We start from the raw sequence: 17,580 nt of genomic DNA on the forward strand, positions 1-17,580 counted from the left end.
GAGGCGGAGAGCCTTTTAATTATGTTTGGAAAAAATCAAGAATAGCACGATCTACATTAATCCCTTTTTAAGATCATGTAATCAGTACCAATTAAATTAATATCAAAGTTTTTAGATAAGATGTTATGATTGAGAAAAATAAAAAAAGCTTGCTAAGCTGATAAAACGATTACTTTAACAGCCTCAACCCCTTTTTGGGTAAATTCGATATCGAACTGAACAATGTTATTCGGTTTTATCTCACCAATTACACCATGTGCAAAAACATCAACCTCTTTACCTCCGTTTGAAGGGGTAATGCCGCCAAAACCTTCTTCGTTATTATAAAATTTTACTGTACCTAACCTCATATTTCCGTTAAATGAGTTTTACATTAACAGCATTAGGTCCTTTTTTGCCTTGAGCAATATCGAATTCTACGCGATCGTTCTGACTTATTTTATCAATTAAACCGGTAATATGAACAAAAACTTCATCCCCGTTTTCAGTAATAACGAACCCAAAACCCTTAGATTCATTATAAAATTTCACTGTTCCCTGCATTTGATTTAGATTTTAAAACATAAACATACGAAAACATAAAAAGGTTTATCAATTAAATAGATTTCGGGGTAAAAACTATAGATTAAAGAATAATTAATGATGATTTAAACACAAACCAGTTAAAAAAAACGCCATAAACAAGGAAGTCATGGGCTAGGCCCCGACTTCCTTGTTTAATAACTGATACACTAAGCATTTACGAATTGCATTTGTGAAGCATCATAACGCCCGCCAGCTGTAATGCCCACAGGAACAATTGATGCCAGTTTTTCTTTTTCGTGAGTACTCAATATAATTTGAGATGCTGCAGCATTTTCTTCGATATATTTAATCCGTTTTGTACCTGGAATAGCTATAATACCCTGATTAATTACCCATGCAAGTGCGAGTTGAGATGGCGTAATCCCTTTTTCGGCAGCCATCGATTGAATTTCTTTCAGCAATTCCAGGTTCTTGTAAAAATTCTCTCCCTGAAAACGTGGAATACTCCTACGGAAATCATCCGCAGCAAAATCATCCGGGCTTTTAATATCTCCAGAAATAAAGCCCCTTCCCAGTGGAGAATAAGCAACAAAACCAATTCCAAGCTCATTCAAGATATCCAATACGCCACTGGTTTCAGCCTCGCGCTCAAAAAGTGAATATTCACTCTGTACAGCGGTAATGGGGTGTATTTTATTCGCACGTTTAATAGTATCAGCAGAAACTTCAGATAAACCAATGTATTTTACCTTGCCTGCCTTAACAAGTTCGGCCATTGCGCCCACTGTTTCTTCTATCGGCGTATTAGGATCAACCCGGTGCAGATAATATAAATCGATATAATCGGTACCCAGATTTTTGAGCGAGCGCTCCACCGCTTTATTTACATATGCTGGCGTACCGTTAAAGCCCCAGGTTAATTGCTCCTGATCATCAATTTCGTATCCAAATTTAGTGGCAATGGTATATTTATCGCGGTTACCTTTAATTGCCTTTGCCAACAAACGCTCATTTAACAGAGGACCATAAAGATCGGCAGTATCTATAAAATTGATACCAAGTTCGAGTGCTCTATGTACAGTGGCGATCGATTCTTGTTCATCTGCCTTGCCGTAAATATCTCCACCAGCAATTGTAGTCATGCCCATGCAGCCCAAACCCTGATCGGGCACCTGCAACCCTTGGCTGCCTAAGTTTATTTTTTTAATTTCCATCGTTTAAATTCTTAATTTTTGATAAACAAAGGTATAGCCGCAGCAAGCTTTGCCGATTAAACAAATCAAAGTGTTTATTAAAGAAATCAACTGAAAAAAAATAATGGAATTGGAACTGTTAAGCAGGCAAAATGCTGTTTCTAATTTTCATCGGTGTATAGCCGGTGTGCTTTTTGAAAAAATTATTAAAATAGGATGCGTATTCAAAACCCAGACTAAATGCTATTTCGGCAACACTCCAATTGGTTTGTGCCAGTAGCGATTTGGCTTCTGCAATAATAGCCTCATTAATAATAGAAGTTGTGGTTTTACCCGTTATTTCTTGTATGGCTGCATTTAAGTGATTTACATGTACCGCTAACCTATCGGCATAATCACCTGCTTTTTTTAGTTTAAGTGGTGCTTGAGGAGAATCAACAGGAAATTGTTTTTCTAAAAGAGTAAGAAACAGGTTGGTAATTCTTGATGCAGCATTGGTAGGATTAAAATAAGCCACGGCAGGCTGCATTTTTACGGCTTCATGGATAATTACATTCACAAAATTACGGATCAAATCATATTTATAAATATAATCACTGTCCATTTCTGTTTGCATCCTGATAAAAATGTTTTTCAAATACGTCACCTGTTCATCTTCTAACAGATAAACCGGGTTTCCATCTGCTTTAAACAAAGTAGAATCCTGCAAGCTTTCCATACGGCTGCCCGTATGCAGAAAATCTTCACTGAATACACAAAAATATCCATCGTAAACCGTTTCTTCATCCTTTGCATCCCATGAATATGGAATTAATGGATTGGTGAAAACAAGTGCCGGCTTGTTAATTTCAATATCGCGGTTTGCATATAACAAAGTACTGCAACCCTTTGTTATTAGTGAGATTTTGTAAAAATCCCTCCTATTATAAGCGTTCAGCTTACATTTATCATCATTCATTCCCGCAACCCTAAATTGTATAGGATCGATGTGAATACCTGTAAATGAATTTGCTTTTTTGCCGGATATTGAATTTTGATACATGTTCAAAATTAAACAATTCAAAGCGAAAAATAACGCAATAAAATGCTTGTAGAAGTTGAACTAGCTCTTTTTACCGCTGAAAATCACAAAGAAAACACTAAAACCACCTAAAAGGAAAATTATTCCAAGTATCATATTTATTTTATCGCCCATGCTGTAATGTACAAACAAAATTTGTAATGACAATAGACTGACATAAAATAATTTAAAAAAAATTTCGATAGGCTTAAGTGAATTTTTCTATTTCTAAATCTTTTTCACCTTAATTCCTACAAGTCCGGTTTGAGAAGATATGCGTTGATAAACAACCTTATCGTTTATATTAAGTGATTTCGTTTTACGGATTAAAACTTTTTCTTTAAGCTCATCATCCTCTACAAAACAGATCGGCTGATCTTTATGTAATGATACTATTGTTCCCTTTGCCATAATGAATCAATTATTTAATAACTGAATTAAATAGCTTAACGGGACTCTCCTGATTAGGAGATAAGCAAATTTATAATCGAATGTTATACTAGTTTTTTGGATTTAAGTTTTAGTGAAGATACACCAAAAATATTTTTAGCCACAACCCCGTTTTTATTAATTACGGTATCAAATTCAACAGTGCTGCCAATATATAAACCTTTTGCTTTACAATCTACAATATCAAAATATATGCTTTCCTGAACCAAATATTGTGAGATTAAACCAAATCCTCTTTGTTTGTTGTAAGCTGTAATTACGCCAATCATAAAAATTATTTTAGAAAGTTAGTCTAACATAAAACTAATACAACCAAAGCGATCCCAAAAACACAGTAGACATTGCTGCTCAATAAATAGATTAAATGCCCTTTTATGTTGATAAATTACCGATTTGCTTTACAACCTGTATTGATTTTAAGCGACAAAATAAAACATAGTACTGCTACATGATGTTATTAATGATACACTAACCATCTTAATATGAAAAAGCTAACCAAAAACAGTTCGGAAGAAGATTTAGAAAACGTAAAAGCCGGAGATACCATTAAAGATGATACAGGAAAACAAGGTGAAGTTGCAGCTGTGGAAATTTTGAACCGAAAATCTGAAAAACAATATTATTACAAGCTTAAAAACGACGGCACCATCCTCGTTATCAAATAGATTTTCTTTTAATTAGATAACTCACATCAATCTTTTTCTTATTAATATTAAATCCTATATTTAGGTTAGTAAAACGATTTATAAGATCTATTACAGCTAATGAGAACAAAACATTTTATTTTCCTGTCTTTTATGGCGGCATTTGCTTTCGTGAGCAGCTTTACTTATAAATCTACCATAATTGAGGATGATGTGTTTTTTAATGTAGATACTTTAGCCAAAAACCTTACCGTTCCTTGGCAGATTACTTTTTTACCCGATCGTACTATGCTTTTTACCGAAAGGCCAGGTGCAGTTCGTCTTTATCGCAATGGAAAACTGCTCGATAAGCCTATACTTCAGGTTAATGATATCAAAGCAGAAACCAAAACCGGTCTTCTCGGAATGGTGATTCATCCTGCTTTTACAAAAAATCATTTCATTTACATTGCACATAATTATGGAGAAAACAATCGTTTATGGCTACGGGTTGTTCGTTATGAGTTTAGAAATGATACACTTATCCATCCAAAAACACTCATTGAAAAGATTCCCGCAGCAAGAAACCACACAGGCTGCAGGTTGGTTTTCGGACCAGACCAAAAGCTCTACATTTCTACCGGCGATGCAGACCAACCAATTTTAGCCCAAGACTTGAAAACGTATAATGGTAAAATTTTAAGGATAAATGATGATGGGAGCATCCCTCCCGACAATCCTTTTGTTAAAAATGATACCGCACGGAAAGAAATCTGGTCGTATGGACATCGAAATCCACAAGGACTTACTTTCCAACCCAACACCAAACAATTTTTCGCAACAGAACATGGGCCAACCGGTGGCGATGAGGTAAATATTATTGAAAAAGGCGGTAATTATGGCTGGCCTGTTATCCACCACCAAGAAATTAAATCGGGTATGGTTACGCCATTTCTGGAATATACACCATCTATTGGTCCGGCAGAAGCCACTTTTTACACCGGAAAGGCTTTTCCACAATTGAACAATAACCTTTTGGTTGCATGTTTAAGAGGTGAATCGATTTTGAGAATCGAAATGGATAAAGGCAAAATAGTTAAACAAGAAGTATTATTGAAAAAACAATATGGCAGAATCAGATCTTTGGTGGTTGGCCCCGATGGAAACCTATACATTTCTACATCAAACTTTGATTTGCCCGAAAGCAAAGGTGAAAGACCTTATGATATGATCCTCAGACTAAGGCCTTCGAGTACGAAAAACGGTCAGTTGGCTCAGAATATTTCTTCAAATAATAAAAATACTAGCCCCTCGGCTACGACGGCCAATCTTTTTAAACAGCTTTGTGCTTCATGCCATGGCGATAAGCTACAGGGCACAGCAACCGTTTACAGTCTGATCGGGCTAAAATTTAAACATGGAGCCGATAAGCAAGCCATTATAAACACTATCAATAATGGAATTATAGAAAAAGGAATGCCAGCGTGGAATGGCGCCATCAGCAAAAAAGACATAGAAGCCCTGGCCGATTTTATTTTGAAAACATCAAAAACTGATTAGTGATTAGCGAATTTAAATCAATCTTTCGCATAAATTTTGATACAATACCGCTCGATAAAAAACTATATTCTATATTTATAAAAATCCCTCAGCCAAATAGATGAAAACAAGATTTACCCTATTGATAGCTGCAATTGCAGTTTTATTTATTTCCGCAACAACTCTAAACAAAAATATTTACAAGCGTAAAACTTTCGATTTATTTAATAAAAACAAAATTGATACGCCAGATCAGGACCGCTTTGTTAAAGTAACCCTTGCACAGGGCGAATTTACTGAACCCACTGAAATGACCGTACTTCCGAACCTCGATATCTTGGTTGCCCAGCGTAGGGGCGAGTTATTAATTTATAAGAATCAAACCAAAAAAATTAAAGAGGCAGGCAAACTCGATGTTTACTTTAAAACCAACACTCCTGATGTTAATGCAGAAGAAGGTTTATTGGGTATGGCTGCAGACCCTAAATTTGCGGTAAATAAATACATTTACCTTTTTTACAGTCCGTTTGATAAGTCCGTAAACAGATTATCGAGATTTAAACTGGTGAATGATCAGCTCGTAAAAGAATCTGAAAAAATCGTTCTCGAATTCTATTCTCAGCGCGAAATATGCTGCCATACAGGTGGTTCAATTGCTTTTGGATCGGATAACTTACTTTATGTTTCCACAGGTGATAACTCCACTCCTTTTGATGTGCCAAAACAGCAATATGTAAATAAAGGATATGCCCCGCTTGACAATAGAAAAGGACTGGAACAGTATGATGCCAGAAGATCGGCCGGTAATACCAACGATTTAAGGGGTAAAATATTAAGAATAAAAGTAAATGAAGATGGCACTTATAGCATTCCGGATGGAAATCTTTTCCCGAAAGACAATCCAAAAACAAGGCCTGAAATTTATGTAATGGGCGATAGGAACCCATACCGCATTTCTGTTGATCAAAAAACCAATTTTTTATATTGGGGTGAAGTTGGCCCTGATGCAAGTAACGATGATGCTTTAAGAGGACCAAGAGGTTATGATGAAGTAAACCAGGCGCGCAAAGCAGGTAATTTTGGCTGGCCTTTATTTATTGGCAATAACTATCCTTATAAAGCCTACGATTATACAAATGGAGCCAACGGAAATGCTTTCGATCCTGCAAAGCCGATCAATAACTCGCCAAATAATACGGGGCTGGAAGAGCTTCCACCAGCACAACCAGCTTATATATGGTATCCTTATGGCGAATCGAAGGAGTTTCCTCAGGTGGGTGCAGGCGGCCGTACAGCAATGGCTGGCCCGGTTTATTATGCTACGGCAAATTCTCCATACCCTGCTTATTATAATGGAAAACTGATTATTTATGAATGGGTTCGTGGATGGGTTAAAGCAGTAACCATGAACGCACAGGGCGATTATGTAAGCATGGAGCCTTTTATGGGCAATGTTTCTTTGGCCGCACCAATTGATATGGAACTCGGGCCCGACGGAAAAATTTACGTTCTAGAATATGGTAAAGGCTGGTTTACGAAAAATCCGGATGCAGCAATAACAAGAATCGATTACCTTAAAGGAAACAGGCCACCAAAGGTAGAAAGCCTTAATATTACCAAAACCAGTGGCTTACTTCCATACAAATTAAACGCAAATGTTTCGGCTAAAGATCCTGATGGTGATGCCTTAACCTATGTGTGGAACCTTGGAAAAGGAGTTATTAAAACCACCACTACACCAAATTTACAATATACTTTTACAAAAGCAGGCGAATATCCTGTAAGTGTAACTGTAATGGATAAAAGCAAAGCTTCAGCAAAAAGCCAGGTAATTTCTGTTTTTGCCGGCAATGAACATCCTAATGTAAGTATAGATTTAGCGGGTAACAAAACTTTTTATTTCCCGAATAAACCTGTTGATTATAAGGTATTAGTGAGTGATAAAGGTGCCAAAGTAAATAACAGCCGCATTTATATTTCCGATACCTATACCGAAGGCACTGATTTAGCAGGTGCACAACTTGGTCACCAGCAGGCTGCACAAACCATGGTGGGCAGGGCTTTAATGCTTAAAGCCGATTGTAGCACCTGCCATAAAGAATCTGCTGTTTCTATCGGGCCTGCTTTTGAAAAAATTGCAGCAAAGTACAAGAACGATAGCAAAGCTTCCGATTACCTGGCTTCGAAGGTAATTGGCGGTAGTCAGGGTGTTTGGGGAGAAGTACCTATGCCTGCGCATACGGCTATGAAAGTGGCTGATGTTAAAAAAATTACAGAATGGATTATGACATTGGGTAATAAAGAGGCTGTTAAAGCTTCACTTCCAACTTCGGGTAAAATTGTTCCGCCGGCAACTACTGATAAAAAGAAATCGGTATTAACCTTAAAGGCAACTTATACTGATGCAGGTGCCGCAGGTTTAAAACCATTAACCACAACCAATACCATCAATCTTAAAAGCAGTGTAATTGACGCTGATGACCTTAAAGATTTTTCAGGTTTTCAGCGAAAGGACGTTTTTGGTGGCGAAAAATTAGTATTGACTAAGGATAATGGATGGATAGCGATTAAAAATGTCGATTTAACAGGTATTTCGGGCTTTAGTTATTCATTTCTGAACCTTGATCCGGGAGCTGATGGGGAAATCGAAATCAGATTGGACGATAGTAAAGGAATTATGATTGGAAAATCAACCTTCAGAAAAAGTATTCCTATAAATATGATATCGGATGGAAAATTCCATAGTATCTATTTTGTATTTAAAGAGCTAAAAACTGGCGACAAAAAGAACCGACCAATTATTCAATCGATTACTGTAGAACCTAAGTAATTACCATGATTTTTTGTTATTGTTATTCCAGAGCAGGCGGGAATCTTAATGCTGATAGAAATTATAAATAATACATGAAGATTATCATTAAGGTCTTCGTGGCTATCGATTAAGCCCCGCTAGCTATCTGAATGATAACGACGCTTATGCTAAAATATCACGCCCGAAACCAATACTAATGTGTTTCGGGCTTTTTATTGTAAAAAAATACGGTTTAACGCCTTTCATTAAATCAACAATAATATCTTTGCAGCAAATCCTGATGATTTCCATGCAAAACATTAAAAACATTATTTTCGACTACGGAAACGTAATATTTGATATCGATTTCAGAATTGCACAAGCCTCTTTTCAAAAATTGGGCATTACTGATATTGAAAACTTCTTCGCACATAAAGGACACAATAAATTATTTGACGATTTCGAAACCGGTGCCATCTCACCAGCTGAATTTAGGGCAGGAATTAGAAATGCAGCAAACAAACCAGAACTTACCGACGGACAGATTGATGATGCATGGAACAGTTTATTAATTGGAACAATACAAGAAAACCATGACTTGCTGCTTGAAGTTAAAGCAAAATACCGCACTTTTTTATTGAGCAACAACAATGAAATCCATTACGATTGGATAATTAACTACCTGAAAACAAGTTTCCAGATCAATAATTACGACGCTTATTTTGAGAAAGCTTATTTCTCGCAGCACATGAAATTGCGTAAGCCAAACACCAACATTTTTGAACAGGTATTAAAAGACAATAATTTAAATCCAGCCGAAACTTTGTTTATTGATGATAGTCCGCAACATATAGAAGGTGCTAAAAAAGTTGGGCTAAACACCTTGTTAATGACTGAAAAACCTGCTCAATTGGGTGCTTTTTTAAAAGCAAACGGAATTTTGTAAATTACTACATGGCAGAAAAAAAGTTTAAGTCGCTTAAAGAGTTCTACCCTTTTTACTTATCAGAACATACCAATACCACATCTCGTATTTTACATTTTATTGGTACGGGATTGGTTTGTTTGGCCTTTTTTACCGGTTTTCTTTTTCATAACTGGCATTTTTTCCTGGCCATACCTGTTTTAGGGTATGGCTTTGCATGGATTGGGCATTTTTTCTTCGAAAAGAACAAACCCGCCACTTTTCACTATCCGGGTTATAGTTTGGTAAGCGATTTTATCCTTTTTTACGATTTGCTCAGCGGCAAACAATCTTTTATAGTTAAGAAATAAATCCAGCATCACGATTACCAAGATTCGTCTCCCTGAATTCATTCCAGGGTCTTTTTAAAACAACGTAGTTACTGAAATAAATTTCAGCACGGCGATTGCCAAGATACGTCTCCCTGAATTCATTTCAGGGTCTTTTTAAAGCAAGGTAGTTACTGAAATAAATCCAGCACAACGATTACCAAGATTCGTCTCCCTGAATTCATTTCATGGTCTTTTAACGCAACATAATTACTGGAATAAATCCAGCATGGCGATTCCCAAGATTCGTCTCCCTGAATTCATTTGAGGGTCTTTTTAAAGCAAGGTAATTACTGAAATAAATTCATCATGAGGATAAGAAAAAAAATCGTCATCTCGACTGAAGCGCAGCAAAATGGAGAGATCTATCTATTTAGAATTCTCTACTGCGCTACACTCCGCTCAAAATGACGATTCCGTGATTAACTTCAACCACTAAATGTTTACTGAAACTGAATTATAGTTTCCTTCTTTTTAATTCTCTTTCAATCAAACCCAACTCACGACCTGTTTGTCCGGCTACTGAAGTATTTTCTTGCGCCCTTCTAAATAAGTATGGCATTACAGCCTTAATCGGCCCATAAGGAACATATTTGGCTACATTGTAATTTGAATCAGCAAGGTTAAAACTTAGGTTATCGCTCATACCTAACAATTGTGCAAAGTACACGTGAGGGTGATTATGACTGATATTTTTTTCTTCCAAAAGATAAGTCAGTAAACGGCTGCTATCTTCATTGTGTGTACCGGCAACAATGGCAATTTCATCAATATGATCTACACAATAACGTAACGATTCGTTATAATCGCGGTCAGATGCTACTTTATCTGGTTGGATTGGTGAAGGGTAACCCATTTCCAATGCGCGTTTACGTTCTTTTTCCATGTAAGCACCACGTACCATTTTAACACCCAGGATAAAACCATCCGCTTTTGCAATCAGATGGTCGGCTTTCATATCTGCTAATTTATCATGGCGGTACATTTGGTAGGTATTGTAAACAATAATACGCTCACGGTTAAATTTACGCATCATGTCTAAAGCCAGTTCATCAATCGTATCTTGAATCCAGGTTTCTTCTGCATCAATCATAACCGGCACACCTTTATCAAAGGCAGTTTTACAGATCATTTCGCAACGAACCTTTACTTTTTCAAATTCTGCTTTTTCTGCGTCATTTAAAGTTTGCTTAGCATCCAGTTTCTGTAATAGGGCAAAACGGCCAATTCCGGTAATTTTGAAAACAGTAATTGGAATTTTTGAATCACCATCTGCACGTACAATGGTGCGGATAATTTCGGCACAGGTTTCATCAAAAACCTGTTCTTCATCTTCACCCTCTACCGAGTAATCCAAAATAGTTCCTACACCACCTTTATCCAGCTGCTCAATGGCATTATTACATTCGGCAATGGTTTCGCCACCGCAAAACTGCTGAAAAATGGTGGCTTTAATTGCTCCCTGAATTGGCAAACCAATATTTAAAAAGAAATTGGTAATGGCCGGTCCAACTTTGGTTAAAAAATTACTGCCGATCATTTTAAAAAGCCAATAGGCTTTTTTTAGTTCATTGTTAGATTTTTGACGGAAAGCAATCTCCGTGTTATCGAAATTTGGTTGTTTGTTGGGGGATAAATCCATTTTTATCAGTATAATAAGTCAGATTGGTGCAAAATTATAAAAAGCATTGGTTGTTAAAACTAAAAACCTTTAAATTATCGTATTTTTGCATAAAATGATACAATTCAAATTAGAAGGCGAATTTATTCCATTAATCCAACTGTTAAAAGCAAGCGGATTGGTTGGCAGTGGCGGTGATGCCCAAACCGTTGTAGAAGATGGTTTAGTAAAAGCGAACGGAGAAGTCGAATTCCGCAAACGTTATAAGGTTAGAGTTGGTGATATTATTACTTTTGGCGAAAATAAAATAGAAGTTATTTAATGGAACCACTAACCAGCGCAGGCCACACCCTATATTTCGAAAGTAACCTTGAAGCACTTAAAACGCTTTTAGAGAGTAATAAATACAGCAAAGTTTTTGTTTTGGCTGATGAGCATACCAGCGAAATCTGCCTGCCACTTTTTCAATCACTTTTAGATGACTTTTCTGAATTTGACCTCATTGAAACATCGGCAGGTGAAGAAAATAAAAATATCGATTTTTGTATCGGAATCTGGAAAACCTTATTGGATTTTGAAGCCGACCGCAAAAGTTTAATGATCAATTTAGGTGGTGGCGTAATTACCGATATGGGTGGGTTTATTGCTTCTACTTACAAAAGAGGTATCGATTTCATTAATGTACCCACTACCCTTTTATCACAGGTTGATGCCTCAGTAGGTGGCAAAACAGGTATTGATATTGATAATGTTAAAAACATGGTAGGTACTTTTACCTTGCCGCAAATGGTTTTTATAGAAACAGCCTTTCTAAAAACTTTGCCACAACGTGAGCTTTTATCAGGTTTTGCCGAAATGATCAAACATGGTTTGATTTACGACAAACCTTATTACGAAAAATTAAAAGCCAGCAATTACCTTAGCCCGTCGGCTGAAGATATTTACCGTTCGGTAGAAATTAAAAACGAAGTGGTAACCATCGATCCACACGAGAAAAACCTTCGGAAAATTTTAAACTTCGGCCATACCATTGGACATGCCGTAGAAGGTTATTCATTGGCCAATGATGAAAATCCATTAACACATGGAGAAGCTATTGCCATTGGTTTTGTGTGCGAAGCAGCATTATCAATCAAAAACAGTACACTAACAAAAGAAGAACTGAATGATATTAGCGGATATATTTTATCACTTTATCCAAAATACCACATCAAAAAAGAAAGTTTTGATACACTTTTAGAATTGATGCAAAGCGATAAAAAAAATGAAGATGGAAACATACTTTTTTCGCTCTTGGAAAACACCGGTAAATGCACGTTTAACTGCCGTGTAAGTACTGCTGATATTTTAAGCAGTTTGGATTATTATAACAGTTTATAAAATGAATTTTACCGGAAGTGATATTTCTGTTGTCGGGCTTTTTGGTTTCGTAATCGTTTTAACCCTGGTTGAAATGTATTTCAGTTACCAGCACGATAAAAAACTATACACCAAGCGCGATACCTGGACAAATATTTACCTGATGACAGCGGCAGTTGTAATTAATTTGGGCACAAAAACTTTTACGTTTTTCTTGCTGGCTTATTGTTATCAATTCCGTTTATTCCAAATATCTAATGTTTGGGTGTACTGGATAGTTTTAATTTTAGCACAGGATTTTTTGTATTGGTTTTTGCATACCGTTGGGCATTATGTGCGTTTTTTCTGGGCTATGCATGTTACCCATCACTCATCAGAACATTTCAACCTAACCACTGGCTTCCGTTCAACCGTGTTCGAACCTTTGTACCGCGTTTTCTTTTACCTGCCATTGGCATTTATGGGTTTTACGGCTGTTGATATACTTTTTGCCTATCTCATTACTCAAATTTATGGTAATTTGGTGCACACGCAATACAATATCAAACTTCCAAAATGGTACGAATACATTTTTGTAACGCCATCTCATCACCGTGTACACCATGCCAGCAACGTACGTTACCTTGATAAAAATATGGGTATGGTTTTAATCCTTTGGGATAGGTTGTTCGGAACTTTTCAGGAAGAATTGCCAGAAGATGTGGTTAAATATGGTTTAACTACACAACCTCAAGATACTGGTGTTGTAAATATTATTTTCCATGAATTTATTGCCTTAAAGGCTGATGTTAAAAAGGCACCAACTTTTATTGATAAGATAAAGTATATTGTTAATCCACCGGGATGGAGCCATGACGGAAGCACTAAAATTGCTAAAATAATGCAGCAGGAGTTGCGGGAAACAGAAAAGCAAAATTATGAAGAACTGCAGCAACAAAAAGTAAAAGGACTCAACGATCGGGGAGAATTAAGTTCTACAGGGTAAAAGCCTTTTAACCAAAACTTGCTAACCAGAGTTTTTACTTTTATTACAGCATGTTTTTAAATATCTTTCTAGCCTTTATAATTTTTACCTTACTGACTATTCTGATGGGGCATTAAATTGAAATACTTTCATCGAACAAATATTGTGGTTTCAAAATAAATCAGGTTTTTAAAAATCCTACGCAACAATTGCCAAATGCGTAGGATTTTTTGTGATCTACAATTTTGTAAAGTTGAATCTTTGCGCTACAGAAGTTTGGTTAGCTGCATTTACCACAATGTTGGCAGCATCGTTAGTACTTTGACCGCTTACTTCAACATTTAGCCCAAGCGCGTGTTTAGGCGAAAGACTAAAACCAGCATTGCCACCATTTTTCAGGCTAAATTGCTGGTTATTTAAATTAGCATTCGTCCTCAATTCTACCTGAGTACCATTTGTAGTACCAGCGTTGCGCACTGTTAAAACCTTGTTGGTATCTGCACTAGATTTAATCTGGTAATATCCGTGTTCAACTTTCCTGAATATGAATCTTTGGTTCGCATTGCCATGGGAAGGCCAGATAATAATATTTGTACCATCAGTGATACTGCCTCCAAAAATATCAAAAGATTTTGTTCCTAAATAAGATGGTGTAATTTTATACACACCACTATAATCTGTTGGAAAATATAGTGCTTTTAGGCCTTCAATGTCACCAATCGATAGCGCATCTCTTTGTCCATTAAAAGTGGAACCATCCAGTCTGGTTATTGTTGGATTTCCGTTTGAAGAAAAAGAGTATGCCCCATATAACATCACTGACTGAAAGTCAAACGGGCCATGGCCTCCAAAATTCGGGTCGGTATTAAAATTGTACTCCAATCCAGATTGTATGTTACCATAATTTATAATAACATATTGATCTCTATCTGGCCTGCATTGTTCATGCATTACACCTAGAGAGTGCATCACTTCGTGCATCAAAATCCCAACGTAATTATAGTTGTACAGGTTTACGGTATTAACCCTGTTTTTTCGCCAGCCTAACGGAGAGTTGTTGCCACCTGACAAAACGAATTGTATGTATTCGGCCTGGTTGGTCCTTTTTACGAACTTAATGCCTGTAGCATTGGTAATATTTGCTAAGCCTGCGTCGATGGTAGACACATAACTATTGTATTGTGCTGTCGTCATTTTTGCAGGATCCGGATAGTTGTAATAAGCAACTGAACCCGGCCATGTTGCTGAAAAAGCTTGTATAATTGTAGCTCTTTCTTTTGCAGAGATATTATTTGCAAGCTTTTTTAATGTATTAAACTGTTCTTGGCTGATGGTAATGTCACCAGCATATTTGTAAATACCGTCTACTTCAACTACATAAGTCGGTTTTCCATTGATAGACAGTTTGTGAATGGTAGAATCACCTTGTTTTACAGATGATATGGCATCCTTGTTGCCCAGGTCGTCTGTTTTGATCTCTTTTTTACAAGAATTGAGCGTTGCAACTAAAAGAAGCAATACACATGCTTTGATTAATGATTTCATAGGAAAATTAGGTTTTAAGTTTATAATGGTTTGGCAGTTGTTTATAGGCTGTGCTTTATAGTCCAAATAGTGAAATAGTAGCTATAAAATTTATCACGAAAGACGACATAAATAAACATAAACATTTTATTATCACGTATTTGAATTTATTTATTTTTCTAAATAGTTAATATTTCGACTTACTCACCCAAAGTGCGCGACGATTGAATATTTGCAAAAAAATTTTAACATGCTTTTCGAATATTCAATTTTCAGGTTGTTTAAAGTAAAATAATGATACTCAAATTTATAACTAATTCAAAACATTAGACGAATAATTCAGACATTCAGTAATTAAAAATTATACACAATTATAGGGCTTTTCCGAATCAATTTGTAATATAAATGCATTAAATATCAAATAAATTGTGTTTTATTCCAGATCAACAAATTTTGATCAACTGAAGAATTGAAATTAAGCAAAGGTTTGGGTATAGCGGTTTGCTATTAAGTGCCATTATCTAATTGAAGAATCCAGTTAGTATTGATTACAATATGAATTTTTAACTCAATTTTTGTTAACGATTTCTTCTATTTTTTAGCCACGGATACACGGAAAACACCGATATTAAATTTATAACACTGTCTGCAACATCAACGTCATTCTCACGCATGCAGCAATTTTAAAGCCTTAACTATAATTTAAGCAATTACGTGCAGTAAATAATCATTTAACGAATTAGTTTCATCATCATATTCCTTTTAGCACAGTATTTAGCATATTGCGTTAAATAATATTGCCATGAAAAACTTAATGCTCTCTACCTTAACATTGTTTATTCTAATACTGAATACCAAAGCCCAAGAAGTTAAAAATATTAGGTATTTTGATATAGATAATAAAGAAATCAAGAAATCTGTATTTGATGAGAAAAGATCTACTAATGTTTTTTTAGATATTCCAGGCGATTCGTCCAATCATCGCAAACTGATTAACAGAGAAGAGCAAGGTAAAATAAAGGATAAAACCAAACTCCTTTTGTTGTTAGAAACAGCATCAAATAAAAAAATTGATTCGCTAAAGCCAATTGTAATAATTTATCATCCTGGACAGGACAGTTCCAATTCCACTGGAAATACTGATTACATTAAGGCCAAACACAAAGAATTGAGAACAGCATTGTTAAAGCAGTATAAAATAAAGCCAATATACATTTACGCTGAAATAACTGGTACCGGGCAATATGGTTCTTCAATCAACTGGATCAAAGATCCGGAACAAAGCATCAAGAAGCATTTTTTCAAATATCATTATCCCTCCGGCAGTTTTGTGGTGATTGACAGAAACGGCAATTACGTGAGCTATTTAGGCGAATATATGACCAGTGCCATCTTAGCGGTTACCAAAAAAATGGCTGAATAAATTCATCCCCTCAAACCATTTTAAATTTTGCCTGGTTACACCAAAAAGCACGATTTATACCTAAAACCCATTAAGATCATTTTTAACAAAATTAAATTTTATTAAAAATATTTTCGTTTTACTATTGACAAATTAAATTTTGTTCCATACATTTGGCTCAACAAAAAAAAGAATGAAAAATTTTAACACATATTACTTTGGTTACTTTTACTATTTTAGTGAGAGCCGGGGCTAATATGCAAAAAGATATATAACAATATTAAAATGTATAAAAAAGTCCCGGCAAACAGCCGGGACTTTTTTGTTTTAACGCAAAAATGGAAACGACAAAACGAGTAGCAATTCAGGGTATTAAAGCATCTTTCCACGAAGAAGCCGCTTACAAATTCTTTGGTAAAAACATCGAAACTGTTGAGTGTAATTCTTTTAAAGAAACCTGCGACAAACTTGAGAAAAATGAAGCCGACTTTGTGGTAATGGCTATAGAAAACTCCATAGCAGGCAGTTTATTACCCAATTACACTTTAATCCGCGATTATGGATTTTCAGTTGTAGGCGAAGTTTACCTTCCTATTCAATTGCACTTAATGGCACTACCGGGTGTAAAGTTTGAAGACATCAAAGTGGTTACCTCCCACCCGATCGCCATCCGCCAATGCATCGATTTCTTTTACGATTACCCGCACATTAAAATTGTAGAGAGCAATGATACTGCTGCCTGCGCAAAACGTATCCAGGATGAAAAATTAACGGATACAATGGCCATCGCAAACAGCTTAGCATCAGAACTATACGGATTAAACATTCTGGAACGCCGGGTAGAATCGAATAAGAAAAATTACACCCGTTTTCTGATCCTTAAAAAAGATAAAACAGACGAAGGAAAGAAAATAAACAAAGCATCAATCTGTTTTCAGGTTGGCCACAAAGCAGGCTCACTGGCTACCGTTTTAAACATCTTTGCCGAACAGGATGTAAGCTTAACAAAAATACAATCTATGCCGGTATTGGGTAAAAGAAACGAATATTACTTTTATGTTGATTTAGAATGGCCAAGTACAGAGAAGTATGATAAAGCAATTAGAAAAGCATTAAAATATACTTCAAACTTCAATATACTTGGCGAATACCAAAAGAATGATAAAGTGTAATAATCGGGAGCCCGAACAAAATAGCAGAACATCCAATTCATAATATAAAATAATTAAAATATAA

18 protein-coding genes are annotated in these 17,580 nt (G+C 35.9%); 10 read left to right on the plus strand and 8 right to left on the minus strand.

All coding sequences use genetic code 11. The annotated features are described in order from the left end of the window. Positions 1 to 152 precede the first annotated feature (152 nt). The 6 genes from ACZZZW_RS19235 to ACZZZW_RS19260 form a co-directional block, all read right to left on the minus strand. A complete protein-coding gene (locus tag ACZZZW_RS19235) occupies positions 153 to 350 on the minus strand; it encodes a cold-shock protein (RefSeq protein ID WP_055907110.1) in 198 nt (65 codons plus the stop codon). A 7-nt stretch (positions 351 to 357) separates the two neighbouring features. After that, entirely contained in the window at positions 358 to 543 is a 186-nt protein-coding gene (locus ACZZZW_RS19240; RefSeq protein ID WP_055907107.1) for a cold-shock protein, read from the minus strand. 188 nt (positions 544 to 731) lie between these two features. Then, positions 732 to 1,739: an aldo/keto reductase gene (locus ACZZZW_RS19245; RefSeq protein ID WP_463495898.1), complete on the minus strand. Its 1,008-nt coding sequence runs from the start codon at positions 1,737 to 1,739 to the stop codon at positions 732 to 734. Between the two features lie 118 nt (positions 1,740 to 1,857). Beyond that, positions 1,858 to 2,760: a helix-turn-helix domain-containing protein gene (locus tag ACZZZW_RS19250; RefSeq protein WP_463495900.1), complete on the minus strand. Its 903-nt coding sequence runs from the start codon at positions 2,758 to 2,760 to the stop codon at positions 1,858 to 1,860. Between the two features lie 246 nt (positions 2,761 to 3,006). Further along, positions 3,007 to 3,189 (minus strand): hypothetical protein, encoded by a 183-nt coding sequence (locus tag ACZZZW_RS19255; protein ID WP_055907101.1) that lies wholly within the window; start codon positions 3,187 to 3,189, stop codon positions 3,007 to 3,009. Between the two features lie 83 nt (positions 3,190 to 3,272). Then, a complete protein-coding gene (locus tag ACZZZW_RS19260; protein WP_055907098.1) occupies positions 3,273 to 3,497 on the minus strand; it encodes a cold shock domain-containing protein in 225 nt (74 codons plus the stop codon). A gap of 213 nt (positions 3,498 to 3,710) precedes the next feature. Here ACZZZW_RS19260 and ACZZZW_RS19265 point away from each other — a divergent pair, with 213 nt between their 5' ends. The 5 genes from ACZZZW_RS19265 to ACZZZW_RS19285 all read left to right on the plus strand — a co-directional run bounded on the left by ACZZZW_RS19265 (position 3,711) and on the right by ACZZZW_RS19285 (position 9,456). Continuing rightward, complete coding sequence (locus ACZZZW_RS19265) at positions 3,711 to 3,893, plus strand: hypothetical protein (RefSeq protein WP_055907095.1); 183 nt, start codon at positions 3,711 to 3,713, stop codon at positions 3,891 to 3,893. Positions 3,894 to 3,992: 99 nt separating this feature from the next. After that, a complete protein-coding gene (locus ACZZZW_RS19270) occupies positions 3,993 to 5,411 on the plus strand; it encodes a PQQ-dependent sugar dehydrogenase (protein WP_463495904.1) in 1,419 nt (472 codons plus the stop codon). A gap of 100 nt (positions 5,412 to 5,511) precedes the next feature. Beyond that, positions 5,512 to 8,220 (plus strand): PQQ-dependent sugar dehydrogenase, encoded by a 2,709-nt coding sequence (locus tag ACZZZW_RS19275; RefSeq protein WP_463495906.1) that lies wholly within the window; start codon positions 5,512 to 5,514, stop codon positions 8,218 to 8,220. A 271-nt stretch (positions 8,221 to 8,491) separates the two neighbouring features. After that, a complete protein-coding gene (locus tag ACZZZW_RS19280; protein ID WP_463495908.1) occupies positions 8,492 to 9,127 on the plus strand; it encodes an HAD family hydrolase in 636 nt (211 codons plus the stop codon). Between the two features lie 8 nt (positions 9,128 to 9,135). Continuing rightward, entirely contained in the window at positions 9,136 to 9,456 is a 321-nt protein-coding gene (locus tag ACZZZW_RS19285) for an Mpo1-like protein (protein WP_463495910.1), read from the plus strand. 475 nt (positions 9,457 to 9,931) lie between these two features. Here the strand turns inward: ACZZZW_RS19285 and ACZZZW_RS19290 are convergent, their stop codons facing one another. Beyond that, positions 9,932 to 11,116 carry a proline dehydrogenase family protein gene (locus ACZZZW_RS19290; protein ID WP_463495912.1) on the minus strand — a complete coding sequence of 395 codons (1,185 nt, stop codon included), beginning with the start codon at positions 11,114 to 11,116 and terminating at the stop codon, positions 9,932 to 9,934. A 94-nt stretch (positions 11,117 to 11,210) separates the two neighbouring features. On the opposite strand from ACZZZW_RS19290, the gene ACZZZW_RS19295 reads away from it, so the two are divergent. The 3 genes from ACZZZW_RS19295 to ACZZZW_RS19305 are packed head-to-tail and all read left to right on the plus strand — an operon-like array spanning position 11,211 to position 13,439. Beyond that, positions 11,211 to 11,417 carry an RNA-binding S4 domain-containing protein gene (locus tag ACZZZW_RS19295; RefSeq protein WP_131031553.1) on the plus strand — a complete coding sequence of 69 codons (207 nt, stop codon included), beginning with the start codon at positions 11,211 to 11,213 and terminating at the stop codon, positions 11,415 to 11,417. Further along, positions 11,417 to 12,475 carry a 3-dehydroquinate synthase gene (gene aroB, locus ACZZZW_RS19300; protein WP_463495914.1) on the plus strand — a complete coding sequence of 353 codons (1,059 nt, stop codon included), beginning with the start codon at positions 11,417 to 11,419 and terminating at the stop codon, positions 12,473 to 12,475. Before ACZZZW_RS19295 ends, aroB begins: the two co-directional genes overlap by 1 nt. Before the next feature lies 1 nt (position 12,476). Continuing rightward, a complete protein-coding gene (locus ACZZZW_RS19305) occupies positions 12,477 to 13,439 on the plus strand; it encodes a sterol desaturase family protein (protein ID WP_463495916.1) in 963 nt (320 codons plus the stop codon). 216 nt (positions 13,440 to 13,655) lie between these two features. Here the strand turns inward: ACZZZW_RS19305 and ACZZZW_RS19310 are convergent, their stop codons facing one another. Further along, on the minus strand, positions 13,656 to 14,963 hold the full coding sequence (locus ACZZZW_RS19310; protein WP_463495918.1) for a M12 family metallopeptidase: 1,308 nt from the start codon (positions 14,961 to 14,963) through the stop codon (positions 13,656 to 13,658). 781 nt (positions 14,964 to 15,744) lie between these two features. On the opposite strand from ACZZZW_RS19310, the gene ACZZZW_RS19315 reads away from it, so the two are divergent. Together ACZZZW_RS19315 and ACZZZW_RS19320 are read left to right on the plus strand one after the other, a co-directional pair. Next, entirely contained in the window at positions 15,745 to 16,365 is a 621-nt protein-coding gene (locus tag ACZZZW_RS19315) for a hypothetical protein (RefSeq protein WP_463495920.1), read from the plus strand. Between the two features lie 317 nt (positions 16,366 to 16,682). After that, positions 16,683 to 17,516: a prephenate dehydratase gene (locus tag ACZZZW_RS19320; RefSeq protein ID WP_463495922.1), complete on the plus strand. Its 834-nt coding sequence runs from the start codon at positions 16,683 to 16,685 to the stop codon at positions 17,514 to 17,516. Positions 17,517 to 17,580 lie beyond the last annotated feature (64 nt).

The sequence above is a fragment of the Pedobacter sp. AC379 genome (genome assembly GCF_979258145.1).